The sequence below is a fragment of the Pseudoduganella umbonata genome, from assembly GCF_014192225.1.
Taxonomy (GTDB): Bacteria; Pseudomonadota; Gammaproteobacteria; order Burkholderiales; family Burkholderiaceae_D; genus Rugamonas; species Rugamonas umbonata.
On sequence record NZ_JACHXS010000008.1, the window covers coordinates 19,191 to 44,939 of the forward strand.

The 25,749-nt window shown below is 64.0% G+C and carries 22 protein-coding genes; 11 read left to right on the top strand and 11 right to left on the bottom strand.

The genetic code is table 11. The annotated features are described in order from the left end of the window. The first annotated feature begins 158 nt into the window (after window positions 1–158). Window positions 159–1,652 (top strand): leucyl aminopeptidase, encoded by a 1,494-nt coding sequence (locus tag FHS02_RS19730; protein WP_137316690.1) that lies wholly within the window; start codon window positions 159–161, stop codon window positions 1,650–1,652. 178 nt (window positions 1,653–1,830) lie between these two features. Here FHS02_RS19730 and FHS02_RS19735 read toward each other — a convergent pair whose 3' ends face one another. Both FHS02_RS19735 and FHS02_RS19740 read right to left on the bottom strand, forming a co-directional pair. Then, window positions 1,831–2,406, bottom strand: coding sequence for a hypothetical protein (locus tag FHS02_RS19735; protein WP_175424931.1), 576 nt, complete (start codon window positions 2,404–2,406; stop codon window positions 1,831–1,833). A 7-nt stretch (window positions 2,407–2,413) separates the two neighbouring features. Next, entirely contained in the window at window positions 2,414–2,809 is a 396-nt protein-coding gene (locus tag FHS02_RS19740) for a phiTE_015 family protein (RefSeq protein WP_137316689.1), read from the bottom strand. A 414-nt stretch (window positions 2,810–3,223) separates the two neighbouring features. Here FHS02_RS19740 and FHS02_RS19745 point away from each other — a divergent pair, with 414 nt between their 5' ends. Continuing rightward, window positions 3,224–3,988 (top strand): exodeoxyribonuclease III, encoded by a 765-nt coding sequence (locus FHS02_RS19745; RefSeq protein WP_137316688.1) that lies wholly within the window; start codon window positions 3,224–3,226, stop codon window positions 3,986–3,988. A gap of 15 nt (window positions 3,989–4,003) precedes the next feature. Here FHS02_RS19745 and FHS02_RS19750 read toward each other — a convergent pair whose 3' ends face one another. The 5 genes from FHS02_RS19750 to prpB form a co-directional block, all read right to left on the bottom strand. Continuing rightward, window positions 4,004–6,952: a sensor domain-containing protein gene (locus FHS02_RS19750; protein ID WP_137316687.1), complete on the bottom strand. Its 2,949-nt coding sequence runs from the start codon at window positions 6,950–6,952 to the stop codon at window positions 4,004–4,006. A 135-nt stretch (window positions 6,953–7,087) separates the two neighbouring features. Then, a complete protein-coding gene (prpF, locus tag FHS02_RS19755) occupies window positions 7,088–8,281 on the bottom strand; it encodes a 2-methylaconitate cis-trans isomerase PrpF (protein ID WP_371861440.1) in 1,194 nt (397 codons plus the stop codon). After that, window positions 8,278–10,890, bottom strand: coding sequence for a Fe/S-dependent 2-methylisocitrate dehydratase AcnD (acnD, locus tag FHS02_RS19760; RefSeq protein ID WP_137317743.1), 2,613 nt, complete (start codon window positions 10,888–10,890; stop codon window positions 8,278–8,280). Before acnD ends, prpF begins: the two co-directional genes overlap by 4 nt. A 91-nt stretch (window positions 10,891–10,981) precedes the next feature. Continuing rightward, on the bottom strand, window positions 10,982–12,127 hold the full coding sequence (prpC, locus tag FHS02_RS19765) for a bifunctional 2-methylcitrate synthase/citrate synthase (protein WP_137316686.1): 1,146 nt from the start codon (window positions 12,125–12,127) through the stop codon (window positions 10,982–10,984). 10 nt (window positions 12,128–12,137) lie between these two features. Continuing rightward, window positions 12,138–13,025 carry a methylisocitrate lyase gene (prpB, locus tag FHS02_RS19770; RefSeq protein WP_137316685.1) on the bottom strand — a complete coding sequence of 296 codons (888 nt, stop codon included), beginning with the start codon at window positions 13,023–13,025 and terminating at the stop codon, window positions 12,138–12,140. A gap of 166 nt (window positions 13,026–13,191) precedes the next feature. Here prpB and prpR point away from each other — a divergent pair, with 166 nt between their 5' ends. The 6 genes from prpR to FHS02_RS19800 all read left to right on the top strand — a co-directional run bounded on the left by prpR (window position 13,192) and on the right by FHS02_RS19800 (window position 19,355). Further along, window positions 13,192–14,805 (top strand): propionate catabolism operon regulatory protein PrpR, encoded by a 1,614-nt coding sequence (gene prpR, locus FHS02_RS19775; RefSeq protein WP_137316684.1) that lies wholly within the window; start codon window positions 13,192–13,194, stop codon window positions 14,803–14,805. A 104-nt stretch (window positions 14,806–14,909) separates the two neighbouring features. Next, on the top strand, window positions 14,910–15,767 hold the full coding sequence (locus tag FHS02_RS19780) for an alpha/beta fold hydrolase (RefSeq protein WP_137316683.1): 858 nt from the start codon (window positions 14,910–14,912) through the stop codon (window positions 15,765–15,767). A gap of 76 nt (window positions 15,768–15,843) precedes the next feature. Continuing rightward, window positions 15,844–16,887, top strand: a complete 1,044-nt coding sequence (locus FHS02_RS19785; protein ID WP_229422406.1) for a sensor histidine kinase — start codon at window positions 15,844–15,846, stop codon at window positions 16,885–16,887. Next, window positions 16,884–17,600: a LytR/AlgR family response regulator transcription factor gene (locus FHS02_RS19790; protein ID WP_229422405.1), complete on the top strand. Its 717-nt coding sequence runs from the start codon at window positions 16,884–16,886 to the stop codon at window positions 17,598–17,600. Before FHS02_RS19785 ends, FHS02_RS19790 begins: the two co-directional genes overlap by 4 nt. Before the next feature lie 122 nt (window positions 17,601–17,722). Next, the gene (locus FHS02_RS31635; RefSeq protein ID WP_137316682.1) at window positions 17,723–18,538 is read left to right on the top strand and encodes an NF038132 family protein; all 816 of its coding nucleotides are present in this window, start codon (window positions 17,723–17,725) and stop codon (window positions 18,536–18,538) included. Window positions 18,539–18,659: 121 nt separating this feature from the next. After that, window positions 18,660–19,355, top strand: a complete 696-nt coding sequence (locus tag FHS02_RS19800) for a PEP-CTERM sorting domain-containing protein (protein ID WP_229422404.1) — start codon at window positions 18,660–18,662, stop codon at window positions 19,353–19,355. An 81-nt stretch (window positions 19,356–19,436) separates the two neighbouring features. Here the strand turns inward: FHS02_RS19800 and clpA are convergent, their stop codons facing one another. Beyond that, entirely contained in the window at window positions 19,437–21,737 is a 2,301-nt protein-coding gene (gene clpA, locus FHS02_RS19805; RefSeq protein ID WP_137316681.1) for an ATP-dependent Clp protease ATP-binding subunit ClpA, read from the bottom strand. Continuing rightward, window positions 21,734–22,036: an ATP-dependent Clp protease adapter ClpS gene (clpS, locus tag FHS02_RS19810; RefSeq protein WP_130185626.1), complete on the bottom strand. Its 303-nt coding sequence runs from the start codon at window positions 22,034–22,036 to the stop codon at window positions 21,734–21,736. Before clpS ends, clpA begins: the two co-directional genes overlap by 4 nt. 328 nt (window positions 22,037–22,364) lie before the next feature. On the opposite strand from clpS, the gene cspE reads away from it, so the two are divergent. Beyond that, the gene (gene cspE, locus FHS02_RS19815) at window positions 22,365–22,568 is read left to right on the top strand and encodes a transcription antiterminator/RNA stability regulator CspE (protein WP_107141363.1); all 204 of its coding nucleotides are present in this window, start codon (window positions 22,365–22,367) and stop codon (window positions 22,566–22,568) included. 112 nt (window positions 22,569–22,680) lie between these two features. On the opposite strand, the gene icd is transcribed toward cspE, so the two are convergent. Then, window positions 22,681–23,934, bottom strand: a complete 1,254-nt coding sequence (gene icd, locus FHS02_RS19820) for an NADP-dependent isocitrate dehydrogenase (RefSeq protein ID WP_137316680.1) — start codon at window positions 23,932–23,934, stop codon at window positions 22,681–22,683. Between the two features lie 187 nt (window positions 23,935–24,121). On the opposite strand from icd, the gene FHS02_RS19825 reads away from it, so the two are divergent. Both FHS02_RS19825 and FHS02_RS19830 read left to right on the top strand, forming a co-directional pair. Continuing rightward, window positions 24,122–24,679 (top strand): pseudouridine synthase, encoded by a 558-nt coding sequence (locus FHS02_RS19825; RefSeq protein WP_137316679.1) that lies wholly within the window; start codon window positions 24,122–24,124, stop codon window positions 24,677–24,679. Between the two features lie 97 nt (window positions 24,680–24,776). Next, entirely contained in the window at window positions 24,777–25,223 is a 447-nt protein-coding gene (locus tag FHS02_RS19830; protein WP_137316678.1) for a DUF192 domain-containing protein, read from the top strand. 107 nt (window positions 25,224–25,330) lie between these two features. Here FHS02_RS19830 and rpsT read toward each other — a convergent pair whose 3' ends face one another. Further along, window positions 25,331–25,597, bottom strand: a complete 267-nt coding sequence (gene rpsT, locus FHS02_RS19835) for a 30S ribosomal protein S20 (protein ID WP_131147094.1) — start codon at window positions 25,595–25,597, stop codon at window positions 25,331–25,333. Window positions 25,598–25,749: the final 152 nt, after the last annotated feature.

The following is a 25,749-nucleotide window of genomic DNA, read 5'->3' on the forward strand; positions in this document are numbered from 1 at the left end:
TGGTGTTCGTCCATGAGACGAACATTCAACGAACACTCAACGAACACTCGACGAACATTCGACGAACATTCGACGAACATTCAGCGAACACTCGAAGAACTCTCGAAGAACATTCGGCGACATTCCGACGAACATCGGCGCACCTACGGAGAACAAAAATGGACTTTAGCATAAAAGCATTCGACAACAAGAACACCATCGCATCGGCCAAGACCGGCTGCGTCGCCGTGGCCGTATTCGAAAACAGGAAGCTCTCGCAGGCGGCCCAGGCGCTCGATGGCGCCGGCGCCATTACGCAGGCACTGAAGTCAGGCGACATCACCGGCAAGCCCGGCTCCACCCTGCTGCTGCGTGGCCTGGATGGCGTGGCCGCCGAGCGCGTGCTGCTGGTCGGCCTGGGCAATGCTGACGGCGTGACCGAAAAAGCCTTCACGAGCGGCGTGCAGGCAGCACTGAAGGTGTTTGCCACGCTGGGCGCGGCGGACGCCTTTATCGCATTGCCGCTGGCCGAACTGAAGGAGCGCGACGTGAACTGGGCGATCCGCGCAGTGGTGGTGTCCGCGCGCGACAGCATCTACCGCACCGATGCGCAGAAGTCGAAGAAGGATCCGGCCCCCGCCGGCGTGAAGAAGATCGCCCTGGCCGTACCGAACAATGCCGGCACCAAGCTGGCGCTGGCGCAGGCGATCGCCGTGGCCAACGGCATGCAGCTGACGAAGGACCTGGCCAACCTGTCGGCCAATGTCTGCACCCCGACCTACCTTGCCGAGACCGCGAAGAGCCTGGGCAAGGAATACAAGTTCAACGTGGAAGTGCTGGAGCGCAAGCAGCTCGAAGCGCTGAAGATGGGCAGCTTCCTGTCGGTGACGAATGGCAGCGAGCAGCCGCCGAAGTTCATCGTCCTGAAACACATGGGCGGCAAGCCGAAGGATGCGCCGGTGGTGCTGGTTGGCAAGGGCATCACGTTCGATACAGGCGGCATCTCGATCAAGCCCGGCCCCGGCATGGATGAAATGAAATACGACATGGGTGGTGCGGCTTCGGTGCTGGGCACCTTCCGCGCGATCGGCGAAATGGGCCTCAAGCTGAACGTGATCGGCATCGTGCCGGCGTGCGAAAACATGCCATCGGGCCGCGCCACCAAGCCGGGCGACATCGTCACGTCGATGAACGGCCTGACCATCGAGGTGCTGAACACGGATGCCGAAGGCCGCCTGATCCTGTGCGACGCGCTGACCTACGCCGAGCGCTTCAATCCCGCCGCCGTGATCGACGTGGCCACGCTGACCGGCGCCTGCATCGTGGCACTGGGCCACCACCATAGCGGCCTGTTTACTCGCGACGACGACGAGCACAACGCGCTGGCCGAGGAAATCGCCGCGTCTGGCCGCGCCACCGGCGATACCGTGTGGCGCCTGCCGATCGGCGAGCAGTACAACGAGCAGCTGAAGTCGAACTTTGCCGACCTGGCCAATATCGGCAGTCCGGGCGGCGGTTCGTGCACCGCCGCAGCGTTCCTCGAAAACTTCACCCGCAAGTATCCGTGGGCGCACCTGGACATTGCCGGCACCGCGTGGAAATCGGGCGCCGCCAAGGGCGCTACCGGCCGGCCGGTGCCGCTGCTGGCGAACTTCCTGATCAATAGGGCCTGAATCGTCAGGGCTTGAATCGGCAAGACCTGCATTAAATAAAAACGCCGCCGGGCTTGCGCCGGGCGGCGTTTTTTACATTGGCAGACCGGTTGCCGCGCAGCGCCATTCTTTACTCTCGACGCCACGGCGCGCAACGGGACCGCGGTCCCGTGGGCTCGCAGGCAACCCGTGAAAACAGTCAATAAATAGCGGAACCGCCCGGCGGCTGTGGCGCCGAAGGCGGAGGCGGCGGTGCCGCGGCAGGCGGTGGTGCCGGCACGGTTGGCGGCTTTGCCGGCGCGACCCGCTTCAGCAATACAGTGAGCGTGCCGGGATAGTCGAACCCCGCGCCGGTCTGGCGATCGACGAACTGGCCAGTGCCGGCGGTGAGCAGGATATTTCCCCAGCGGGAACTGTTCTGCTTCGGGCCGATCTGGTCATAGGCAACCACGTCATCGAGGCGGCAATCGACAGTCAACGGCTGCGTGCTTTTTCGAATGCGAACGCGGCCTGGGGACGTGACAAACCATCGGCCGGTGTCGTTGCTCAGGACACAGCCGATACCGGCCACCTGTTGGTGGTCCAGCACGGTTTGCACCATCACATACTGTTCGGTCGATTCCGTGAGCGTGGCGCAACCCGCCAGCAACCCTGCCAGCGTGGCAGGCAGCGAAGAACGCAAGTGCGTGCGCAAGGATTGACGCAACCCGGCCGGGACTGATCCGGCAAGGTGCGCAAGCACCTTGCCGGCCGTCGTCGTTAGCCGGTTCGGCATCGAGCGGTCAGTCGCCGTTTTTGGCGGCCTGTTGCTTCTGCTTCAAGCCCTGGATGACATGCATGATGTCGTCCATTGCCGTGTTGTCCCTGCTTTTCAGTGCCGAGAAAGCATCCAGCACTTCGTTCAGCACCTGGTTGCGCACGGCTGCCTCGTCCGAAGCAATCACTTGCGGACGTGTTGCGGTTGCCGTTGCAGTGGCGGTCGCGGTACGGCTGCCGACCTTTTCCACGGCTTCCTTGGCGGACTTCCGGCCGCCTGGAGTTTTGCCGTGTTCCAGCGCTGCCTGCCAGATCAGCCAGCGGCGCTGCGTTTCATACACCAGATATTCTTCTGGCTTGTCTTCGCGGCGGCGGACAATGTGCCCGTCCTTCTGAGCCCATGCTTCGAATGCAGATCGCATTTTCTTCCTTTACAAATGCTTTGCATGTTTAAACCAAACATTTCCCAATAGTACCATCTATTGATGTACGACAACACAATAGGTGAAGCAATTTTGTGTGTCACACATTGTAGATATTTCAGCAGGCCAGGGCGCGAGGTGCTCATGATGAACAGCCAAGTAAGAAGTATATTGCCCTTTTAAGACGACGCTAACCGAATTTTAGTACTATTTTGATAACTGTGAGGCAAAAACAGCAATAAATTTTCAAAGTGGTCGCATTTTGCAACGAAGTTGCGTCTGAGAGTAGTCTTATTATTTCCAATTGCTGACGCAGCGCAATTGAACTTCCGTACATTGTATTAGGTTTTTGCAACTCGTGGAGTACTCATTGCGGTAATATGCGGCCCGAAATGAAACGCCACAAGGAGTACTATGCAACTGGCTACCTGGAACGTCAATTCCCTGAATGTCCGCCTGCCACACCTGCTGCAATGGCTGGAAGCGAATCCGGTCGACATTATCTGCATTCAAGAAACGAAACTTACCGATGATAAATTTCCTGTCGCCGCCATTGAAGCGGCAGGCTACCAGGTGGAGTTTTCCGGGCAAAAGACTTATAACGGCGTGGCGATCCTGTCGCGCCTGCCGATGACCGATATCGTGCGCAACAATCCGTTGTATCCGGACGAACAGCAGCGCATCCTTGCCGCGACGATCGCTGGCATGCGCGTCGTTTGCGCTTATGTGCCGAATGGTCAGGCGGTCGACTCCGACAAGTATCTGTACAAGCTGGGCTGGATGGCGGCATTTCGCGAGTGGCTGGCCGGCGAGCTGGCGCGCAATCCCGGTCTTGCTGTGCTGGGCGACTACAACGTGGCACCGGAAGATCGCGACGTGCACGATCCCGCCGCGTGGGAAGGGGAAGTGCACGTGTCGCCGCGCGAACGTGCGGCATTCCAGGCCTTGCTCGATATCGGCCTGGCCGATTCGTACCGCCTGTTCCCGCAACCGGAAAAAACGTACAGCTGGTGGGATTACCGGATGTTGCGCTTCCAGAAGAACCAGGGCTTGCGGATCGACCACGTCCTGCTGTCCGCCCCGCTGGCGGCGCGCTGTACCGGCTGTACCATCGACCGCACGCCGCGCAAATGGAAACAGCCATCCGACCACACGCCGGTGATCGCCACGCTGGCGTAGCACACTGCCTTGACTTCAGCCCAGGCGTTCCAGCATGTTCGCCGCATTGACCCGCGGCACCGGCGGCGAGAACAGGTAACCCTGGGCGAACTGGCAGCCCTGCTCTTGCAGCAGCGCGTAATGCCCTTCCGTTTCGACGCCTTCGGCCACCACCGACAGTTGCAGGCTGTCCGACAGTGCGATGATCGCGGCGACGATGGCCCGGTCCTCGGCGCTTCTTTCCAGGTCCTTGATGAACGCACGGTCGATCTTGATCTTCTTGACGGGGAAGCGTTTCAGGTAGGCCAGGCTCGAGTAGCCGGTGCCGAAATCGTCGATCGACAGGCGGATGCCCATCGCATTGATCTGGCCGAGAATGTCCAGTGTCTGCTCGCCTTGCTGCATCAGCGCGGTTTCCGTGATCTCGAATTCCAGCAATGCCGGATCGATGCCCGTGTCGTCGAGAATGCGCCGGATCGCCGGCACCAGGCCGCGGTGCATGAACTGGCGCGGCGACAGGTTCACGGCCAGCGGCACCGGCTGCAGGCCCTGCCGCTTCCACTCCATGCTTTGCTCGCACGCGCGGCGGATCACCCATTCGCCGACCGGCACGATCAGGCCGTTTTCCTCCAGGATCGGGATGAACTTGTCGGGCCCCACCAGGCCGCTGCCCGGCCGACGCCAGCGCAACAGCACTTCGAGCGAATGCAGGCGCCGCGTGCCGATGTCGATGATCGGCTGGAAGTGCAGTTCGAACTGGCTCTGCGCCAGCGCACTGCGCAGGCTGGTTTCCAGCTCGAAATGCGAGGCGGCGGAATTCATCTTCTGCGTGAAGAACTGGTACGTGTTGCGGCCCGCCGCCTTGGCATGGTACATCGCCGCATCGGCATGGCGCATCAGCGTTTCGACGTCCTGCCCATCGTCCGGGCACACGCAGATGCCGATCGACGGCGTGATGTGCAGCGTGTGCCCGTCCAGCGGGAACGGCTGCGCCAGCGCATCGATGATCTTCTCGGCCACGTGCGCGGCCTCGTCGCTGTCGCGGATGTGCGGCGCGAGCACCACGAATTCGTCACCGCCCAGCCGCGCCACCGTGTCGCTGGCCCGCACCGCCCGGCACAGGCGCCCCGCCACTTCCTTCAGGAGCGCATCGCCCGTCACGTGGCCCAGCGAATCGTTGATCGTCTTGAAGCGGTCCAGGTCGAGGAACATGACCGCCAGTAACCGTTCGGTGCGCTGTGCATTGAGGACGGCGCGCTCGATCCGGTCGGTCAGCAGTGCACGGTTCGGCAGCCCGGTCAGGCTGTCGTGGTATGCCATGTGGTGCACCCGCGCTTCGGCCTGCCGGCGCTCGACGATCTCGCCCTGCAGCATGGCGTTGGCGCCCGCCAGCTCGGCGGTGCGCTCCAGCACCCGTATTTCCAGCTCGTCGCGCGCGCGGCGCACCGAATCGGCTGCCTGGCGCAGCGATTTCTCGACAGCCTTGTGCTCGGTACGGTCCTCGGCGATCCAGATCGTGCCCTGCGCCGGCGCCTCCGGATTCACCACGTAGGCGATCAGCTGGGCCCAGAACGTGCTGCCATCCTTGCGCCGAAGTTCGATCTCGGTCTGGAACGGCCGCGCGGCCGAAAGCAACGGACCGGCCTGCGCGCTGATCGCGTCGTAGTCAGCCCGAGACGGATACAGCGCCTCCCCTGCCATGCCGATCGCCTCGTCGGCGTCATAGCCGAACATCTCGGCAAAACCGCGGTTGTGGCGGGTGATCGTGCGCTCGCGCGTGAACAGGATGCTGATCGAGGCGTTGTTCATCAGCGCCTCGGTTTCCATCTGGTCCTGCCGTGACTGCGTCACGTCTTCCAGGATCCAGATCGTGCCGCCATCGTTCTGCTCCTGGTCCACGGCCTTGGCGCGCACGCGGCACCAGAACAGCGTGCCATCCTTGCGCTGGAACTGGAACTCCTTCTTCTCGAACGGACGGCCGCTGGCCAGCACCGGGCCCGCCTCGCCGCCGAACTCGCGGTACACCTGCTCGGACGGGAACACGGCTCCCGCATGCATGCCGGTCATCTCGTCCGGCAGGTAGCCGAACATCGCGGCGATGCGCGGATTAGAGCTCAGCATGCGCTGGTCCTTCGTGAACAGGATGCCGACCGAAGCGTTGTCGAGAATCGCCTTCTGCTCCAGCAGCACTTTGCGGGTGGCCTCGCTGGCGGCGCGCTGCTCGCTGATGTCCTCGACGATCCAGACCATCCCGGCCTGCTCGTCGGACGGATCGACCGCGCGGCCATGCGCGCGGCACCAGAACAGCGCGCCATCGCCGCGCCGCATCGGCGTTTCCAGCGTGACCGAGCGGCCCTGGGCGAGCACCGGCATCCACTGGCCGCGCAAGGCGTCGAAATGCGCCACGTCGGGGTACAGGATCCGGCTCGGCTTGCCTTCCATCTCGCCGCGCGCATAGCCGAACATCTCCGCCGCGCGCATATTGCATTCGTGGACGTGATCGTGCTTGCTGAAGATGATGCCGACGGCCGCGTTCTCCAGGATCGCGCGCTGCTCCAGCAGTGCCTTGCGCAGTGCGCGCTGGTCGCGCTGGACGGTGCCGATGTCATGGAACAGGATCGTGCCGCCGCGCCGCGCCGACGTGGCGGGGAACGGCTTGACGGTGACCTGCACGGCCACGTACCGGCTACCGGCGGCCGACACGCAACTGTCCCACGCAACGGTGTCGCTGCCGCCCAGCGCGGCCGCCAGGGTCGTGCCGCTGTCGGCGCGCATGTGCCGCGCGAACAGGTCCGCCATTGCCAGGCCGCGTGGATCGCGCGCCAGCAATGCCTCGAGTTCCGCGTTCGATGCCACGACGATGCCGCTGCCGTCGCATGCGCAGGCAGGCATGCCGATCAGCTGCAGCGCGTCGGCAATGGGATCGGCAATGGGATCGGCAATCGGGCCGGCAACCGTATCGGCGATAGCAGGGGCGTCGTTCATGGAATTATCATGCGCAATGATAGGTGCATTAAGGCAACTAAACGACCCATCATAAACCAGCCTCCCCCCAATAGCTATTCACAATGCAAGAAGCCCGGCGGTGCCGGGCTTCGATACAACAGGTGGTGACAGGAATCAGCAGGCCTGTTCCTGCCGTGGAACGCGCACGCGGCCTTCCATCAGCACGCGGGCACTGCGGCTCATGACCGCCTTCGTGACGCGCCACTGCCCGCCGGCCTCGAGCGCCTCGGCACCCACGCGCAGCGTGCCGGACGGATGGCCGAACCGTACCGCCGTGCGCACGCCGCCACCAGCGGCCAGGTTGACCAGCGTGCCGGGGATCGCCGCGGCGGTGCCGATCGCGACGGCGGCGGTGCCCATCATGGCATGGTGCAGCTTGCCCATCGACAGCGCACGCACCAGCAGGTCGATGTCCCCGGCCTGCACGGTCCTGCCGGAAGAGGCGGCATAGGTGGCGGGCGGCGCCACGAACGCCACTTTCGGCGTGTGCTGGCGCCGTGCCGCTTCGTCGACATGCGCGACCAGGCCCATGCGCACGGCGCCGTGCGCGCGGATCGCCTCGAACATCGCCAGCGCGTTCGCATCGGCATTGATCGCATCCTGCAGTTCGGTACCCGTATAGCCGATGCTGGCAGCGTCGACGAAGATGGTCGGGATGCCGGCATTGATCATCGTGGCGCGCAGCGTACCCACGCCGGGCACGTCGAGCTCGTCGACGACCCGGCCGGTCGGGAACATGGCACCGCCGGCGCCCTCCTCGTCCGCCGCCGGGTCCATGAATTCAAGCTGCACCTCGGCCGCGGGGAATGTCACACCGTCGAGCTCGAAATCGCCGGTTTCCTGGACGGCGCCGTCCGTCACCGGCACGTGAGCGATGATCGTCTTGCCGATATTGGCCTGCCAGATGCGCACCACGGCCAGGCCGTTGCGCGGTACACGCCCAGGCTCGACCATGCCGTTGGCTATCGCGAACGGGCCCACGGCGGCCGACAGGTTGCCGCAATTGCCGCTCCAGTCGACGAAAGGCTTGTCGATCGACACCTGGCCGAACAGGTAATCGACATCGTGGCCGGGCCGCGTGCTTGGCGACAGGATCACCGCCTTGCTGGTACTCGAGGTGGCGCCGCCCATGCCGTCGATCTGCTTGCCGTACGGGTCGGGGCTGCCGATCACGCGCAGCAGCAGCGCATCGCGCGCCGGTCCCGGCACGCGGGCTGCCTCGGTCAGGTCTTCCAGCCGGAAGAACACGCCCTTGCTGGTGCCGCCGCGCATATAGGTAGCGGGAATGGCGATTTGCGGGGCCATCATGCCGCCTCCGCGCCGGTCAGTTGGACGGTGGCCGCCAGGAAGTCCTGCGCGAAGCGCTGCAGCACGCCGCCCGCCTCGTAGATCGCCACCTCCTCGGCCGTATCGAGCCGGCACATCACCGGTACGGTGACGTTTTCGCCGTTCTTCCGGTGGATCACCAATGTCAGCGTGGCGCGCGGCTTGCGCTCGCCCACCACGTCGAACGTTTCGGTGCCGTCGATGCCCAGCGTGAGCCGGTTGACGCCACCGGTGAATTCCAGCGGCAGCACGCCCATGCCGACCAGGTTGGTGCGGTGGATGCGCTCGAAGCCTTCGGCGACGATTGCTTCCACGCCGGCCAGGCGCACGCCTTTCGCGGCCCAGTCGCGCGACGAGCCCTGGCCGTAATCGGCACCGGCGATCACGATCAGGGGCTGCCGGCGTTCCATGTAGGTTTCGATCGCTTCCCACATGCGCGTGACGGTACCTTCCGGCTCGATCCGCGCCAGCGAACCCGCCTTGACCTTGCCGCCAACGACGACCATCTCGTTCTGCAATGTCGGGTTGGCGAACGTGGCGCGCTGCGCGGTCAGGTGGTCGCCCCGGTGCGTGGCGTAGGAATTGAAGTCTTCTTCCGGCAGGCCCATCTTCGCCAGGTACTCGCCGGCCGCGCTGTCCAGGAGAATGGCGTTCGACGGCGACAGGTGGTCGGTGGTGATGTTGTCGCCGAGCACAGCCAGCGGGCGCATGCCGGCCAGCGTGCGCGCGCCGGCCAGCGCCCCTTCCCAGTAAGGCGGGCGGCGGATATAGGTACTCTGCGGCCGCCAGTCGTACAGCGGGCTGACGCTGCCGCCCGCGTCGTCCTGGCGCGCGAACATCGGGATGTACACCTTGCGGAACTGCTCGGGTTTCACGCTCGCCGCCACCATGGCATCGATCTCCTCGTCGCTCGGCCACAGGTCCTGCAACCGGATGGCGTTGCCCTGCGCATCATGGCCCAGCACATCCTTTTCGATGTCGAAACGGATGGTGCCGGCGATCGCATAGGCCACCACCAGCGGCGGCGAGGCCAGGAAGGCCTGCTGCGCATACGGATGGATGCGCCCGTCGAAATTGCGGTTGCCGGACAGGACCGCCGTCGCGTACAGGTCGCGTTCGACGATCTCCTGCTGGATTGCCGGATCGAGCGCGCCGGACATGCCATTGCACGAGGTGCAGGCATACGCGACGACACCGAAACCCAGCTTTTCCAGCTCGGGCAGCAGCCCGGCTTCTTCGAGGTACAGCGTGACGGCTTTCGACCCCGGCGCCAGCGAGCTCTTCACCCAGGGTTTGCGCAGCAGGCCGAACCGGTTGGCGTTGCGTGCCAGCAGGCCGGCGGCGATCATGTTGCGCGGGTTGTTCGTGTTGGTGCAGCTGGTGATCGCGGCGATGATGACGGCGCCGTCCGGCATCCGGCCGGGCTCGTTCTCGACCACGCCGGCGATGCCGCGCGCGGCCAGCTCGGAAGTCGGCACGCGCCGGTGCGGATTCGACGGCCCGGCGATGTTGCGCACCACGGTCGACAGGTCGAAACGCAGCACCCGCTCGTAATCGGCATGGGCCAGGCTGTCGGCCCACAGGCCGGCCTGCCGGGCATACAGTTCGACCAGTGCCACCTGCTCGTCCTCGCGGCCGGTGAGCCGCAGGTACTTGATGGTCTGCTCGTCGATGGCGAACATGGCCGCGGTGGCGCCGAATTCGGGCGCCATGTTCGAGATCGTTGCGCGGTCGCCCAGCGTCAGCGCGGCGGCGCCGGTGCCGTGGAACTCGAGGTACGCCGACACGACTTTTTCCTTGCGCAGGAATTCGGTCAGCGCCAGCACGATGTCGGTGGCCGTGATGCCCGGCTGCGGCCGCCCCGCCAGCTCGACGCCGACGATGTCCGGCAGCCGCATCCACGAGGCGCGGCCCAGCATCACGGTTTCCGCCTCCAGCCCGCCGACGCCCACCGCGATGACACCCAGCGCATCGACCATCGGCGTGTGCGAGTCGGTGCCCACCAGCGTATCCGGGTAGGCGACGCCGCCGCTCACCTGGATGACCGGCGACATGCGCTCCAGGTTGATCTGGTGCAGGATGCCGTTCCCCGGCGGGATCACGTCGACATTGTGGAATGCCCGTTTGCTCCATTCGATGAAATGAAAGCGGTCTTCGTTGCGGCGATCCTCGATGGCGCGGTTCTTGGCGAACGCATCGGGATCGAAGCCGCCGCATTCGACGGCCAGCGAGTGGTCGACCACCAGCTGCGTGGGCACCACGGGATTGACGAGCGCCGGGTCGCCTCCCTGATCGGCGATCGCATCGCGCAGGCCGGCCAGGTCGACCAGCGCGGTCTGGCCGAGGATGTCGTGGCATACGACGCGCGCCGGGAACCAGGGAAAGTCCAGGTCACGCTTGCGGTAGACCAGTTGCTGCAGCGAGCTCGTAAGCTGCGTGGCATCGCAGCGGCGGCACAGGTTTTCGGCCAGCACGCGGGAGGTGTACGGCAGCCTGTCGTAGGCACCTGCTTCGATCGCATCGACGGCGGCGCGCGCATCGAAGTAATCGAGCGTGGTGCCCGGCAGGTTCTTCCGGTACGCGGTATTCATGAGCGTGTTCACGGGCGAGTTCACGGGCGTGTTCATGGGCGTGTTCAAGTTGCTTCCTTCACGTTGATTCCCTGCTTCGTCTTGCTGTTCTTTACTTGCGCTCGGCGATGGGCACGAAGCGCAAATCTTCCGGGCCAACGTAGTTGGCGCTTGGGCGGATGATCTTGTTGTCGATGCGCTGCTCGATGATGTGCGCGGCCCAGCCCGACGTGCGGGAGATGACGAACAGCGGCGTGAACATCGCGGTGGGCACGCCCATCATGTGGTACGACACGGCGGAAAACCAGTCCAGGTTCGGGAACATGTTTTTCACTTCCCACATCACCGATTCGAGGCGTTCGGCGATATCGAACATCTTCATCGAACCGGCTTCCTCCGACAGGTGGCGCGCCACTTCCTTGATCACCTTGTTGCGCGGATCGGAAACCGTGTAGACGGGGTGGCCGAAGCCGATCACCACTTCCCGGTTCGCCACGCGCGCGCGGATGTCGCTTTCCGCTTCGTCGGCATTCTCGTAGCGCTTCTGGATGTCCAGCGCCACTTCGTTGGCGCCGCCGTGCTTCGGACCGCGCAGCGCGCCGATCGCGCCGGTGACGGCGGAGTAGATGTCGGAGCCGGTGCCGGCGATCACCCGCGACGTGAACGTGGAGGCATTGAATTCATGCTCGGCGTACAGGATCAGCGACGTGTGCATCGCCTTCACCCACGACGCCGACGGCGGCGCGCCATGCAGCAGGTGCAGGAAGTGGCCGCCGATCGAATCGTCGTCGGTCTCCACCTCGATGCGGCGCCCGGCATGGCTGTAGTGGTACCAGTACAGCAGGATCGAGCCGAACGACGCCATCAGGCGGTCGGCGATGTCGCGCGCGCCGGCCAGGTTGTGGTCTTCCTTCTCGGGCAGCACGCAGCCGAGCACCGAGGCGCCGGTGCGCATCACGTCCATCGGATGGGCACCGGCCGGCAGCGCTTCCAGTGCCAGCTTCACCGCCTGCGGCAGGCCGCGCAGCGATTTCAGCTTGGCCTTGTAGCCCTTCAGTTCACCGGCGGTCGGCAGCTTGCCGTGCACCAGCAGGTAGGCGATTTCCTCGAACTCGCAGGTGTCGGCGACATCGAGGATGTCGTAGCCGCGGTAGTGCAGGTCGTTGCCCGTCTTGCCGACGGAGCACAGCGCCGTGTTGCCGGCGGTGACGCCGGACAGCGCGACGGATTTCTTCGGTTTGAACGTGGTCTCGGTCATGCCTGTCTCCTTATTTTTTCTGTGCCGCGAACAATGCATCGAGCTTTTGTTCGAAGTCATGATAGTTGATGCGCTCATACAGTTCCGCGCGGGTCTGCATCGTGTCCAGTACGTTGCGCTGCGTGCCATCGCGGCGGATGGCGCCATAGACATTCTCCGCCGCCTTGTTCATCGCGCGGAAGGCCGACAGCGGGTACAGCACCAGGCCCACGTCCGCCGTGCGCAACTCATCGACCGTGAACAGCGGCGTGGAACCGAATTCCGTGATGTTGGCGAGGACCGGCACCTTTACCGCGCCGGCAAACTGCCGGTACATCGCCAGTTCCGTCATCGCCTCGGGGAAGATCATGTCGGCTCCCGCTTCCACGCAGGCGATGGCCCGGTCGATCGCCGCCTCCAGGCCTTCGACGGCCAGCGCATCGGTGCGCGCCATGATGACGAAGTTCTCGTCGGTACGGGCATCGACGGCCGCCTTGATGCGGTCCACCATTTCCGCCTTGCTGACGATTTCCTTGCCCGGCCGGTGGCCGCAGCGCTTGGCGCCCACCTGGTCTTCGATATGCAGCGCGGCGGCGCCGGCCTTGATCAGCGACTTGACGGTGCGTGCCACGTTGAAGGCCGAAGCGCCGAAGCCGGTGTCGACGTCGACCAGCAGCGGCAGGTCGCACACGTCGGTGATGCGGCGCACGTCGGTCAGTACGTCGTCCAGGTTCGAGATGCCGAGGTCGGGCAAGCCCAGCGATCCGGCCGCGACGCCACCGCCGGACAGGTAAATGGCGCGAAAGCCAGCGCGCTGCGCCAGCAGTGCATGGTTGGCGTTGATGGCGCCGACGACCTGCAACGGGGACTCTTCGCGGACGGCCTGGCGGAACGCGGCTCCGGCGGAACGGATACTCATGATGACCTTTCAGGAATGACGGTAAATACCATCCCGGTTTGCAAGGCGCGTGCCAGGCTGGCGAAACGCCGCAATATGCATGGAATCAAGAACTTGCCATTCTTGCCGACGGCGTTCTAGCGTTCCATCTGCAACAAATGAAACATCGTTGAACTATAATTGAAACATGACCTACCTTTCCCAGGCAGAGCAGGACAAGCCCGTCATCTGGACGGTTTCCATGTCGCGCCTGTCCGACCTGTTCCGCGACATCACGCCCGAATACGATGCGCTGGCCACCATCGAACCGATCCATCTCGGCTTCGACGAAGCAGTGCGCCATCTCCGCGAGCGCCTGGCGACAGAGCGCTGCGATGCCGTCATCTCGGCCGGTTCGAATGCGGCCTACCTGAAGGGCCGCCTGCCGGTCCCGGTAGTGGTAGCCAAGGCCAGCGGCACGGACATGATGCGCGCGCTGGCACGGGCCCGCCGCGTATCGGAACGGATCGCCGTTGTCACCTACCAGCAACCGATGCCGGAACTGGCCGAATTCGCGGCCACGTTCGGTATCGACGTTGCGCAGCGTACCTACGTGACGCGCGAAGATGCGCTGGCCCAGGTGCACGAACTGAAGGCCTGCGGCATCCGCGCCATCGTCGGCGCCGGCCTGATCATGGACCTGGCCGAGGATGCAGGGCTGGCCGGTGTGTTCGTCTACTCGTCGGCCTCGATCCGGCAGGCCTTCGACGACGCGCTCGAGGTCGCCCGTCTGGCACAGCTGGAAACGGGATGGCCGGGCCGGCGCCGGGGCCGCGGCGGCGCGGCGCAGGATTCGCCGCGTGCGCGCCACGGGCTGGCGGACCTGCGCGGCGAATCGGCGGCGATGGAACAGGTACGGCAGATGGTGGTGCTGTACGCGCGCTCGAATGCCACGGTGCTGATCCAGGGCGAAACCGGCAGTGGCAAGGAACTGGCCGCCCAGGCGATCCACCGCGCCGCGCCGCACGGCCGGGTGGACGAACTGCGCCGCCCGTTCCTGGCGGTGAACTGCGGCGCGATCGCCGAATCGCTGCTGGAAGCGGAACTGTTCGGCCACGAGGAAGGTGCGTTCACCGGCGCGCGGCGCGGCGGCCGTGCCGGCCTGTTCGAGGCGGCCAATGGCGGCACGCTGTTCCTCGACGAGATCGGCGAGATGCCGCTCCCCCTGCAAACCCGGCTGCTGCGCGTGCTGGAAGAGCGCGAGGTGGTGCGCGTGGGGGGCACGCGGCCGGTACCGGTGGACGTGCGGATCGTCAGTGCCACGCACTGCGACCTGGCGCAGCGGGTGCGCGACGGACGCTTCCGTGCCGACCTGTTCTACCGGCTGGCGGTGCTGCGGCTGGCACTGCCGCCGCTGCGCGAGCGCACGGCCGACATCGTGCCGCTGGCGGAATGGCTGCTGCGCAAGGCGCTGGCCGCGTTGGAAACGCGCGCCCAGCCTAACCTGCAGGCCCAGTTGCAAGCCTGCGCGCCACTGCTGGCGCGGCATGCGTGGCCCGGCAACGTGCGCGAATTGCGCAACCTGTGCGAACGCCTGGCGCTGTTCCTGGCTGCCGAACCGCTGCAGGCGCTGACGCCGGCATTCGTGCTCGCCGTGGGACCCGAGCTGGCGGCCGGCGCCGCTGGCGCCGCGCCGCCTGCCGAGGAGCGCGCCACCGACGTGCTGCGCCGCTTCGGCGGCCGGCGCGACGCGGCCGCGGCTTACCTGGGCATCAGCCGGACCACGCTGTGGCGCCGCCTGCGCGACGAAGCGGGCGGCTGAGCTGCCGTTCACCGTTACCGTTCATCATTGTTTCGCGCCGCTTGTCACCCGGGCGCTGCCCGCGCGCGATGCAGGTGCGACGATGCGTTTCAAGGAGGAACACCATGAAACGATATCGATCGATCGCGGCCGTCGCCGCTGCCCTGTTTGCCACCCTTCCCGCCCACGCCGTTTCCGCCTTCAAGGCCGACGTCACCGGCAGCGGGCCCGCCGTGATCCTGATCCCCGGCCTCGCCTCGTCCGGCGAGGTGTGGCAAGGTACCGTGCGGCACCTGTGCGGTCCGCGCCAGTGCCACGTGCTGACCCTGGCCGGCTTTGCTGGCCAACCGGCCATCGAAGGCGAACTGTTGCCGCAAGTGGAGCGCCAACTGGCCGACTACATCGCCACCAACAAGCTCGGCAAGCCCCTCGTGATCGGCCACAGCCTGGGCGGCTTCGTGGCGATGAAGCTGGCGGCCAGCCACCCGGACCTGGTGAGCAAGCTTGTCATCGTCGACGCGCTGCCCGCCCTGGGGGCAACGCAGGTACCGGGCATCACGGCCGATCAGTTGCAGCAGATGGCCAGCGCCACCCGTGAGCGCATGCTGGCCAGCGACGACACCAGCTACGCCGCCAGCCAGCGCCGCGCCGTGATGACAATGGCGAGCAAGCCCGAGGATGTCGACCGGATCGCCGGATGGGGCCAGCGCTCCGACCGCAAGGCGGTTGCCGGGGCGATGTATGCATTGATGGCGGAGGACCTGCGCAACGAGGTGGCCCGCATCAAGGCACCGACACTGGTGCTGGGCACCTGGGTCGCCTACAAGGACTATGCGCCGCGCGGTGCGATCGAACAGGTGTACAAGGCACAGTACGCGAGGCTGCCCGGCGTGCGCGTGGAAATGGCCGACACTGCGCGCCACTTCATCATGTACGACGACCCGGCCTGGATGTATGATCGCATCGACCAATTCTTGAAGTGAACGGCCAGTGAAGAACGTGACAGCATCACGCGTGACAGCACCGCCCGTGACACCGCCGCCTGTGACAGCGCCACCATTGGCAGCATCGCGCCCCCTGGCGGCACCGGGTCCGCTGATAACGCGCCTGAACTGGTACTGGATCTTCCAGCTGCTCGGGTGGGCGGGCGTTGCGCTGTTCAACCTGTCGCTGGCCGCCGGCATCGTTGTCACGCCCGCCTTGGCGGGGGTGTGCTTGTGGAGTGCCGCGGGCGGACTGCTGCTATCGGACCTGTGGCACCGTTACCTGAAGCGTGCCGGCGCCACGCCCTTGCCACTGCTGGCCGGTGGCATTGCCGTGCTGACGGTGCTGCAATGCGCGATCGCTTATGCCGGCTTTGCGGTGCTGCAGCCGTTCGGCAAGCCTCACGGCTTTGCATGGGTGCCCAGTGCGCTGCTGTTCTGGCTCGGCTGTTTCGTCGCATGGACCATTTTCTACACGGCGGCGCAGACATTGCGCCGTGCCCACCGGGCCGAAGCCGAAACGCTGCGGCTCGAACTGCACGCGAAGGACATCGAACTGCGCGCGCTGCAGGCGCAGGTCAACCCGCATTTCTTTTTCAACAGCTTGAACAGCGTGCGCGCACTGATCTATGAAGACCGGGACAGCGCGGCGCGCATGATCGACCAGCTAGCCGGCCTGATGCGCTATGCACTGCAATCTGGCCACGTGGAGACGGTGCCGCTGGCGGTGGAACTGGAAGCGGTGGAAGCCTACCTGGCGATCGAGAAGATCCGCTTCGAGGAACGCCTGCGCGTGCAGGTACAGATCGAACCCGGACTGGAAGGCGTGCTGGTGCCGCCGATGGCGCTGCAGACCCTCGTCGAGAACGCCGTCAAGTACGGCGTCGAACTGAGCACCACCGGCAGCGACATCTGCATCCGCGCGTGGCGCGGCGACGGCATGACGCTGATCGAGATCGCCAATGCCGGCGCGATCCGCCGCCTCGGCCAATCCACGCAGGTCGGGCTGGCCAATGCCCGCAAGCGGCTCGAGCTGGCGGTAGGCGGTGGCGCCAGCCTCGACCTGGCGGAACGCGACGGCTGGGTGCGTGCCACGCTGCAGTTGCCGGCGGCCGCATGACGCCGGCCCCCATGCGCGTACTGATCGTCGACGATGAGCGCCTGGCGCGCGCCGAACTGCGGCGCCTGCTGGCCGCGCATCCTGGCATCGACATCGTCGGCGAAGCCGCCAATGCCGAGCAGGCCGTGGTGCAGGTGGCGGCCCTGCAGCCCGACCTGCTGCTGCTCGACGTGCAGATGCCGGGCGCCAGCGGTTTCGACCTGCTTCAGGCACTCGATACCACGCCGGAAGTCATTTTCACAACCGCGTTCGACCAGTACGCACTGCAGGCGTTCGAGGTGAACGCGCTCGACTACCTGCAAAAGCCGATCCAGGCGACTCGGCTGGCCGCAGCGCTGCAACGCGCCGCGCTGCGGCTCGGCATGCCGGCGGCGGGCGGCGCGGCCGCTCCGCGCAAGCTGTTCCTGCGCGATGGCGAGCGCTGCTGGTTCGTGGCGCTCGACCGCATTCGCCTGTTCGAATCCGAGGGCAATTACACCCGCGTCTACTTCGACGATGCCCGGCCGTTGATGCTGCGCTCCCTTACGCAACTGGAAGAGCGCCTGGACGCGCAGCGCTTCTTGCGCGCCAGCCGCCGGCACATCGTCAACCTGGCGTTCGTCGAACGGATGACGGCCAACGACACGGGTGGTTTCGACCTGCTGCTGCCCGGCGATGTGACGGTGGAGGTATCGCGGCGGCGGGCCGCGCAGATCCGCAGCCTGGGGCTGTAATGGCGCCGCATGTCGGAATCCTTTACATTTGCCTGAGTTTTCGCGCCGTCCCCGTCTCACGGCGGGCATAGGCATAGTAAATGCTGGTCGTTTGAGGTATCTCAAACCGATGGAGACCAGTCATGAAAACCCCGATACATTCTCTTGCTGCCGCAGCCGCGATATTGCTCGGCGCTTCCGGCGCCGGCCACGCGCAGGTGTTCGACAGCGGACTTCCCGCAGGCTGGCAGTGCGCCGGCGACTGCGGCACGGCGCCGGAGGACGGCAGTGTCACCCTGGCGCCGACCGGCGGCACGCGGTATGGCTGGGTATCGACCAACGGCGGCGTGGCCGGTGTCCGGCTGCCAGGCGTCGGCGCTCCAGCCGATTCGTTCGCCGGCAGTACCTTGCGTTCCCATCTGTTTTCGGCGCAGGGCGGCGACGCGCTGCACTTCGCATTCAACTACGTGGCGACCGACGGCGGCGACTTCAGTGATTACGCCTGGGTGCGCCTGCTGAATGCGGACGGCAGCCAGGCGGCGGTGCTGGCGACAGCGCGCACGTCGCCGGGCGGCGGCGCCGTGCCGGGCTTCGGCATGCCGGCTGGCGCGGCCACGCTGGATCCGCCCTTCTCCAGTGTCGAAGGCCTGATTCCGACGTGGAGCCCGCTGGGGGACGATTCGGGCGGCTGCTATGTGGAGCCCTGCGGGCAGACCGGCTGGATCGGCGCGCAATACACGATCGCGGCAGCGGGCCAGTACTCCCTGGAGTTTGGCGTCGTCAACTGGGTCGATCACAGCGCGGACAGCGGGCTGGCATTCGATGCGATCACGCTCGATGGCCTGCCGCTGGCGCCCGTGCCGGAACCGGCAGCGGCGGCAATGCTGCTCGCCGGCCTTGGCCTGATGGGAGTCGCGACCAGGCGCCGTGCCAGTGCACGCGCAGGCGCGCGACGCTAGCACAACCATAAAACGTTGGCAGGGATCGACGCACGGGATGCAGATTTGTAAATGTCATTGATGGGCTGTTCGACCGACTTCTACGATGGATGCATCCCCACCACCGCAAGGAGAATCGCCCATGAAGCGCACGACCCCTGTCACGTTTGCCCGCTTGGTTGTCCATGTCGCCGCCTGTACTGTCGCCCTCGCCGCGGCCCTGCCCGCACACGCCGAATCCATCAGCACGACCGCACAGCTGCAGGGCTGGGTCAACAGCAATGGCGGCAGCAACGAAGCCACGCCGCTTGGCAATACCTACACGGGTAACGAAACGGGCATGCGTTTCAACAGCTGGGCGGCATTCTTCATTCCGGCCGGTACGACGTGGGAAGCGGCCACGCTGTCGCTGTCGCCTTCCGTGTATGGCAACGCTCCGCCAAGCGTCATCGGCCTGTTCGACGTCGATGGCGGCCTGCAGCCGTTCCTGAACACGTTCCATCCGGGCACCGATGTGTTTGCCGACCTGGGCAGCGGCACCCAGTACGCCGCCGCCACCCTGTACGACAGTCCCGCCACTATCACCCTGAGCGGGGCGGCGCTGGCTGACATCAATGCCGTCTCGGGGTCCTATTTCGTCATCGGCTTCACGAATCAGACACTGAACGCGGTAGCGGTCGAGGCCGGCGATCAGGGTATCTACCTGGGCGGGATTCGCGCCGAGCCGTACATCGAGCTGACGCTGTCGACCATTCCGGCCGTGCCGGAGCCGGGTACGTATGCAATGCTGCTGGCAGGGCTGGCGGTGGCCGGCGTCGCGGCAAGGCGCCGCGGTTGAGTATCCCGAGCAGGTACGGCTAGCGAGAGCTGGCGAAAAAAAACCCGCTCTCGCGAGCGGGTTCTTGTCTGCTGAAGCGGATTACTCCACTTCGACCGTTTCCGGCGGCGGCAACGGAGCCGCATCCGGTTCCGGGAAGTCCAGCTTGATCTGGTCTTTCTCGTCCAGGTCCACCGTCACCTTGCCGCCAGTGACGAGGCGGCCGAACAGCAGTTCGTCGGCCAGCGCCTTGCGGATCATGTCCTGGATCAGGCGCGACATCGGCCGCGCGCCCATCAGCGGATCGAAGCCCTTCTTCGCCAGGAACTTGCGCAGGTGCTCCGTGAAGATCGCTTCCACTTTCTTCTCGTGCAACTGCTCTTCCAGCTGCATCAGGAACTTGTCCACGACGCGCAGGATGATCTCCTCGTCCAGCGCGCGGAAGCTGATGATCGCATCGATCCGGTTGCGGAATTCCGGCGTGAACATGCGCTTCAGGTCGGCCATTTCGTCGCCGGTTTCCTTGGTGTTCGTGAAACCGATCGGCGCCTTCTGCAGTGCTTCCGCTCCCGCGTTCGTGGTCATGACGATGATCACGTTGCGGAAGTCGGCCTTGCGGCCGTTGTTGTCGGTCAGCGTGCCATGGTCCATCACCTGCAGCAGGATGTTGAAGATGTCCGGATGCGCCTTCTCGATCTCGTCCAGCAGCAGCACGGCGTGCGGCTTCTTCGTGATCGCTTCGGTCAGCAGGCCGCCCTGGTCGAAACCGACGTAACCCGGCGGCGCGCCGATCAGCCGCGACACGGCATGGCGTTCCATGTACTCGGACATGTCGAACCGGATCAGTTCGATGCCCAGGATGAAGGCCAGCTGCTTCGCCACTTCCGTCTTGCCGACGCCGGTCGGGCCGGAGAACAGGAACGAGCCGATCGGCTTGTCCTGCTTGCCCAGTCCGGCACGCGACATCTTGATCGCCGACGCCAGTGCTTCGATCGCCGGATCCTGGCCGAACACCACATTGCGCAGGTCGCGGTCGATCGTCTGCAGCTTGCTGCGGTCGTCCTGGTTGACGGTTTGCGGTGGAATGCGCGCGATCTTCGAGATGATCTCTTCGATCTCCGTCTTGCCGATGGTTTTCTTCTGCTTCGACTTCGGCAGAATGCGCTGGGCGGCGCCGGCTTCGTCGATCACGTCGATGGCCTTGTCCGGCAGATGGCGGTCATTGATGAAGCGGGCCGCCAGCTCGGCCGCCGTCGACAGCGCCGACGACGAATACTTCACGCCATGGTGTTCCTCGAAGCGCGATTTCAGGCCGCGCAGGATCTGCACCGTCTGCTCCACGGTCGGTTCGTTGACGTCCACTTTCTGGAAGCGGCGCGACAGCGCATGATCCTTCTCGAACACGCCGCGGAATTCCGTGAACGTGGTTGCGCCGACGCATTTCAGCTGGCCATTGGCCAGTGCCGGCTTCAGCAGGTTCGATGCGTCCAGCGTGCCGCCGGAAGCGGATCCGGCGCCGATGATCGTATGGATCTCGTCGATGAACAGGATGCCGTTCGGGTTGTCCTTCAGCTGCTTCAGCACTGCCTTCAGCCGCTGCTCGAAGTCGCCGCGGTACTTGGTGCCGGCCAGCAGCGCGCCCATGTCCAGCGAATACACGACGGCATTCGACAGGATTTCCGGCACGTCGCCCTGCGTGATCCGATAGGCCAGGCCTTCGGCGATGGCAGTCTTGCCCACGCCGGCCTCGCCCACCAGCAGCGGGTTGTTCTTGCGGCGGCGGCACAGGATCTGGATCACGCGGTCGACTTCCTCTTCGCGGCCGATCAGCGGATCGATCTTGCCTTCCGCGGCGGACTTGTTGAGGTTTTGCGTGAACTGATCCAGCGGGCTTTCCTTGGCCTGGCCTTCTGCCTGCGCGCCTTCCTCGACACCTTCCGATGCCTTGGCCGCTTCGCCGGACTGGTCCTTGCGAACGCCGTGCGAAATGAAGTTGACGACGTCCAGCCGCGTTACGCCCTGCTGGTGCAGGTAATAAACCGCGTGGGAATCCTTCTCGCCGAAAATGGCCACCAGCACGTTCGCCCCGGTGACTTCCTTCTTGCCGTTCGAGGCCGACTGCACGTGCATGATGGCGCGCTGGATCACGCGCTGGAACCCGAGCGTGGGTTGCGTGTCCACTTCGCCGGTTCCGGGCACGGTGGGAGTGTTGTCGCCGATGAAGTTGGTGAGTGTCTTGCGCAGGTCTTCGATATTGACCGCACAGGCACGCAACACTTCGGCTGCCGAAGGATTGTCCAGCAGCGCCAGCAGTAGATGCTCAACCGTGATGAATTCATGCCGTGCCTGCCGAGCTTCGACAAACGCCATGTGCAAACTTACTTCCAATTCCTGCGCGATCATACTTCCTCCATCACGCACTGCAGGGGATGCCCCGCCTTGCGCGCATGCGTTAAAACGAACTCCACCTTGGTTGATGCAATATCTTTTGAGAACACACCGCAGACGCCTTTGCCGTAGCGATGCACACTCAGCATTATTTGCGTAGCCGTTTCGCGATCCTTGTTGAAATATTCCTGAATGATCGCGACCACAAATTCCATCGGAGTGTAGTCGTCGTTCAACAACGCCACCTGGTACATGGGGGGCGGCTTCAGCGTCTGCCGCTCCAGGACGGTCTCGGTGTCATGCTTGGTTGCCATACGCTTATATTCTAATGCTTTCGTGGTCGATGCAACGCCCGTTTAACCCGACGTTTCCATTTGTCCTCAATCTTACGCGCTTTCCCAACTGCGCGCAGATGGCGGCCCCCGGCGCAAAATCAAGTCCTTTCATCATTTCTCATGTTGCAAAAATCTTACTATTGCCGCGACAAAGCGCTTGACATAGAAAATTGGCTCGCCAACAATGCCATATCGACTCGTGCAGAAATGTACATGTTGGTAAGAAGTGAGTTGTCGAGGAGGGGGCAGGAAGCTTCTTGCTTTTATGGCTCGTGTGATTCGTTATTATTTGAAAGTTCTTTTTATTATGGCAACTGGTACCGTTAAGTGGTTCAATGACTCCAAAGGTTTCGGCTTCATCACCCCTGATGATGGTGGCGAAGATTTGTTCGCGCACTTCTCCGCAATCAACATGAACGGCTTCAAGACCCTGAAAGAAGGTCAAAAGGTGCAGTTCGAAGTCACGCAGGGCCCGAAAGGCAAGCAAGCTTCCAATATCCAGGCTAGCTGATCAGCTCCTCGACTAAAAAAGCCCCGCTGAAGCGGGGTTTTTTTTCGCGTGTACCCGGCAGGCCCGACAGTCGTGAAAACCCGCAGCGCTGCGGGTTTCCGCGGTATTGCCATTACATGTTATCAATCATCACTTCGCCGAAACCGGAGCACGACACCTGGGTTGCCCCTTCCATCAGGCGGGCAAAGTCATACGTGACGCGTTTCGACGTGATGGCTTTTTCCATCGACGCAATGATCAGGTCGGCCGCTTCAGTCCAGCCCATGTGGCGCAGCATCATCTCGGCGGACAGGATCAGCGAACCCGGATTCACATAATCCTTGCCGGCATATTTCGGCGCGGTGCCGTGCGTGGCTTCGAACATGGCCACCGAGTCGGACATGTTGGCGCCCGGCGCAATGCCGATGCCGCCGACCTGCGCCGCCAGCGCGTCCGAAATATAGTCGCCGTTCAGGTTCAGCGTGGCGATCACGCTGTACTCGGCCGGGCGCAGCAGGATCTGCTGCAGGAAGGCATCGGCGATCGAATCCTTGACGACGATATCCTTGCCCGTCTTCGGATTGCGCACCTTGCACCACGGACCGCCATCGACCAGTTCCCCGCCGAATTCCTTCTGCGCCAGCGCGTAGGCCCAGTCGCGGAAGCCACCTTCGGTGTACTTCATGATATTGCCCTTGTGGACGATCGTGACGGACGGCTTGTCATTCTCGATCGCGTACTGGATCGCCTTGCGCATCAGCCGCTCGGTGCCTTCACGCGACACCGGCTTGATGCCCAGCCCGGAAGTTTCCGGGAAGCGGATCTTGCGCACGCCCAGCTCTTCCTGCAGGAACTTGATCAGTTTTTTTGCGCCTTCCGAACCTTCCGCATATTCGATGCCCGCATAGATGTCTTCCGAGTTCTCGCGGAAGATCACCATGTCGGTCTTGTGCGGCTCCTTGACCGGCGACGGGACGCCGGCGAACCAGCGCACCGGCCGCAGGCAGACATACAGGTCCAGCTCCTGGCGCAGCGCCACGTTCAGCGAACGGATGCCGCCCCCCACCGGGGTTGTCAGCGGCCCCTTGATCGACACCACGTAATCCCTGACCGCCGCCAACGTTTCTTCCGGCAGCCACACGTCCGGACCGTAGACATTGGTGGATTTCTCGCCGGCATAGATTTCCATCCAGCTGATCCGGCGCTCACCGCCATAGGCCTTGGCCACGGCCGCATCGACCACCTTCAGCATGACCGGCGTGATGTCGATGCCGGTTCCGTCGCCCTCGATGAAAGGAATGATCGGCTGGTTGGGCACGTTCAGCGAAAAATCCGCGTTGACGGTAATTTTCTCGCCGTCGACCGGCACTTTGATATGTTGGTACATCGAATTCTCCGAAATGAAGCGACGCTGGCGGCGCCATGGACGTGTCGGCTGCAATCACCAGGGGCAAAAGACCCGGTGCAAAAACCAGCAGCAAATGTCTTCTATAAGATATAAGACAAGTACTGCGACTGTCGATTATGCATCAGTATTTCAATGCCCGCCATGGTTTAGTCGGTACAATCCCGCAATGCTGATCCTACTTAATAAGCCATTCGGGGTATTGTGCCAGTTTTCCCCGCAGCCCGAACGCCTGACACTGGCTGATTGCGTACCGGTACCGAACGTTTATCCGGCCGGGCGTCTCGATGCCGACAGCGAAGGCCTGCTACTGCTGACCGACGACGGCAAACTGCAGCACGATATCGCCCACCCGGACCGCAAGGAAGCGAAAACCTACCTGGTACAGGTCGATGGGATTGCCGATGTGCCCACGCTGGCACGGCTGCAGGCACCGCTCGACCTGGGCGATTTCACGACGAAGCCCTGCAGCGCCATGCGCATCGCCGAACCGGCATGGCTGTGGCCACGCAACCCGCCGATCCGTGTGCGGGCCGACAAGCCGACTTCATGGCTCGCGATCACGCTGCAGGAAGGAAAAAATCGCCAGGTACGACGCATGACAGCGGCAGTCGGCCTGCCCACGCTGCGACTCGTGCGCAGCGCTATCGGCGCGGTATCGTTGGCATCCCATCCGCTGATGCCGGGTGAGTGGATCGAGATCGATCCGGCGGAACTGAAGGCTTAAGAAGACCTTAGAAGGAATTCATTTCCGTAGCGGCCCGGCTATCATTGCGCCGTGCCCGCGCCGCCCCCCCGTGCGCTCATCCAATTGCCCTATATACATGAAGACTGTCCCAGCCCTCGTTGCCCTTGCCATTCTTTGCGCCGCTACCGGCGCCGCCACCGGGAATGAACGCTTCGGCACCACCACGCTGACCGCCGGCATGCACTTGGTCAAGGCCGAGGTTGCGGCCACCGACGCCCAGCGTGCGCAGGGATTGATGTTCCGCGAGGCGATGCGCGCCAATGCCGGCATGGTGTTCGTGTTCGACGCGCCGGCCACGCAATGCATGTGGATGAAAAACACGCCGCTGCCGCTGTCGGTGGCATTCATCGATGCCGAGGGCAAGATCGTCAACATCCGCGACATGCAGCCGCATACGCTCGACAGCCACTGCTCGACGAAAGGCGTGCCGGTCAAGTACGCCCTCGAGATGAACCTCGGCTGGTTCCAGCAAAAGCACATCAAGCCTGGCATGAAGATCGGCAACCTGCCGGCGCGGAAATAACCGGCCTCCGGACAAACTGCCGGCGCAAAGCGAAAAACCCGCAATGGCTGCGCCATGCGGGTTTTGTGTGCACACCTGTCTGGCGGCCATTGCCGCCGCACGCGAACTTAGGCGGACAGTGCCTTCAGGGCAGCTGCCAGGCGGCTCTTGTGGCGAGCGGCCTTGTTCTTGTGGATGATTTTCTTGTCGGCGATCGAGTCGATGGTCGACACGGAGGACTGGAAGATCTGCGTTGCAGCAGCCTTGTCGCCAGCCTGGATTGCCTTGCGAACGGCCTTGATCGCGGTGCGCAGGGTCGAACGCTGTGCCGAGTTGTGTGCGTTTTGCTTGACTGCTTGACGAGCGCGTTTGCGCGCTTGTGCGGTATTTGCCATGGAATTTCCTAAATCGTTGTCAAAGTTCGTTTGCAAACAACAGCGTTTGCCAAACCGGTGCGTTCAGTCGACCAAGCAGGCCAACGCAGAGCTGGTCAACATCGATGTCTGCGTCACTGAATTCTGTACAGCCTTAAATTATAACGAGCTTT

Coding starts and splice junctions, on each gene's coding strand:
- FHS02_RS19730 (WP_137316690.1), top strand. CDS start 159: ATGGACTTTAGCATAAAAGCATTCGACAACAAGAACACCATCGCATCG.
- clpA (WP_137316681.1), bottom strand. CDS start 21,737: ATGATCGCGCAGGAATTGGAAGTAAGTTTGCACATGGCGTTTGTCGAA.
- FHS02_RS31635 (WP_137316682.1), top strand. CDS start 17,723: ATGAAAACCCCGATACATTCTCTTGCTGCCGCAGCCGCGATATTGCTC.
- acnD (WP_137317743.1), bottom strand. CDS start 10,890: ATGAATACCGCGTACCGGAAGAACCTGCCGGGCACCACGCTCGATTAC.
- prpF (WP_371861440.1), bottom strand. CDS start 8,281: ATGATGGCCCCGCAAATCGCCATTCCCGCTACCTATATGCGCGGCGGC.
- FHS02_RS19780 (WP_137316683.1), top strand. CDS start 14,910: ATGAAACGATATCGATCGATCGCGGCCGTCGCCGCTGCCCTGTTTGCC.
- prpR (WP_137316684.1), top strand. CDS start 13,192: ATGACCTACCTTTCCCAGGCAGAGCAGGACAAGCCCGTCATCTGGACG.
- clpS (WP_130185626.1), bottom strand. CDS start 22,036: ATGGCAACCAAGCATGACACCGAGACCGTCCTGGAGCGGCAGACGCTG.
- FHS02_RS19735 (WP_175424931.1), bottom strand. CDS start 2,406: ATGCCGAACCGGCTAACGACGACGGCCGGCAAGGTGCTTGCGCACCTT.
- FHS02_RS19750 (WP_137316687.1), bottom strand. CDS start 6,952: ATGAACGACGCCCCTGCTATCGCCGATACGGTTGCCGGCCCGATTGCC.
- cspE (WP_107141363.1), top strand. CDS start 22,365: ATGGCAACTGGTACCGTTAAGTGGTTCAATGACTCCAAAGGTTTCGGC.
- prpB (WP_137316685.1), bottom strand. CDS start 13,025: ATGAGTATCCGTTCCGCCGGAGCCGCGTTCCGCCAGGCCGTCCGCGAA.
- FHS02_RS19790 (WP_229422405.1), top strand. CDS start 16,884: ATGACGCCGGCCCCCATGCGCGTACTGATCGTCGACGATGAGCGCCTG.
- FHS02_RS19830 (WP_137316678.1), top strand. CDS start 24,777: ATGAAGACTGTCCCAGCCCTCGTTGCCCTTGCCATTCTTTGCGCCGCT.
- FHS02_RS19825 (WP_137316679.1), top strand. CDS start 24,122: ATGCTGATCCTACTTAATAAGCCATTCGGGGTATTGTGCCAGTTTTCC.
- FHS02_RS19745 (WP_137316688.1), top strand. CDS start 3,224: ATGCAACTGGCTACCTGGAACGTCAATTCCCTGAATGTCCGCCTGCCA.
- rpsT (WP_131147094.1), bottom strand. CDS start 25,597: ATGGCAAATACCGCACAAGCGCGCAAACGCGCTCGTCAAGCAGTCAAG.
- icd (WP_137316680.1), bottom strand. CDS start 23,934: ATGTACCAACATATCAAAGTGCCGGTCGACGGCGAGAAAATTACCGTC.
- FHS02_RS19800 (WP_229422404.1), top strand. CDS start 18,660: ATGAAGCGCACGACCCCTGTCACGTTTGCCCGCTTGGTTGTCCATGTC.
- FHS02_RS19740 (WP_137316689.1), bottom strand. CDS start 2,809: ATGCGATCTGCATTCGAAGCATGGGCTCAGAAGGACGGGCACATTGTC.
- prpC (WP_137316686.1), bottom strand. CDS start 12,127: ATGACCGAGACCACGTTCAAACCGAAGAAATCCGTCGCGCTGTCCGGC.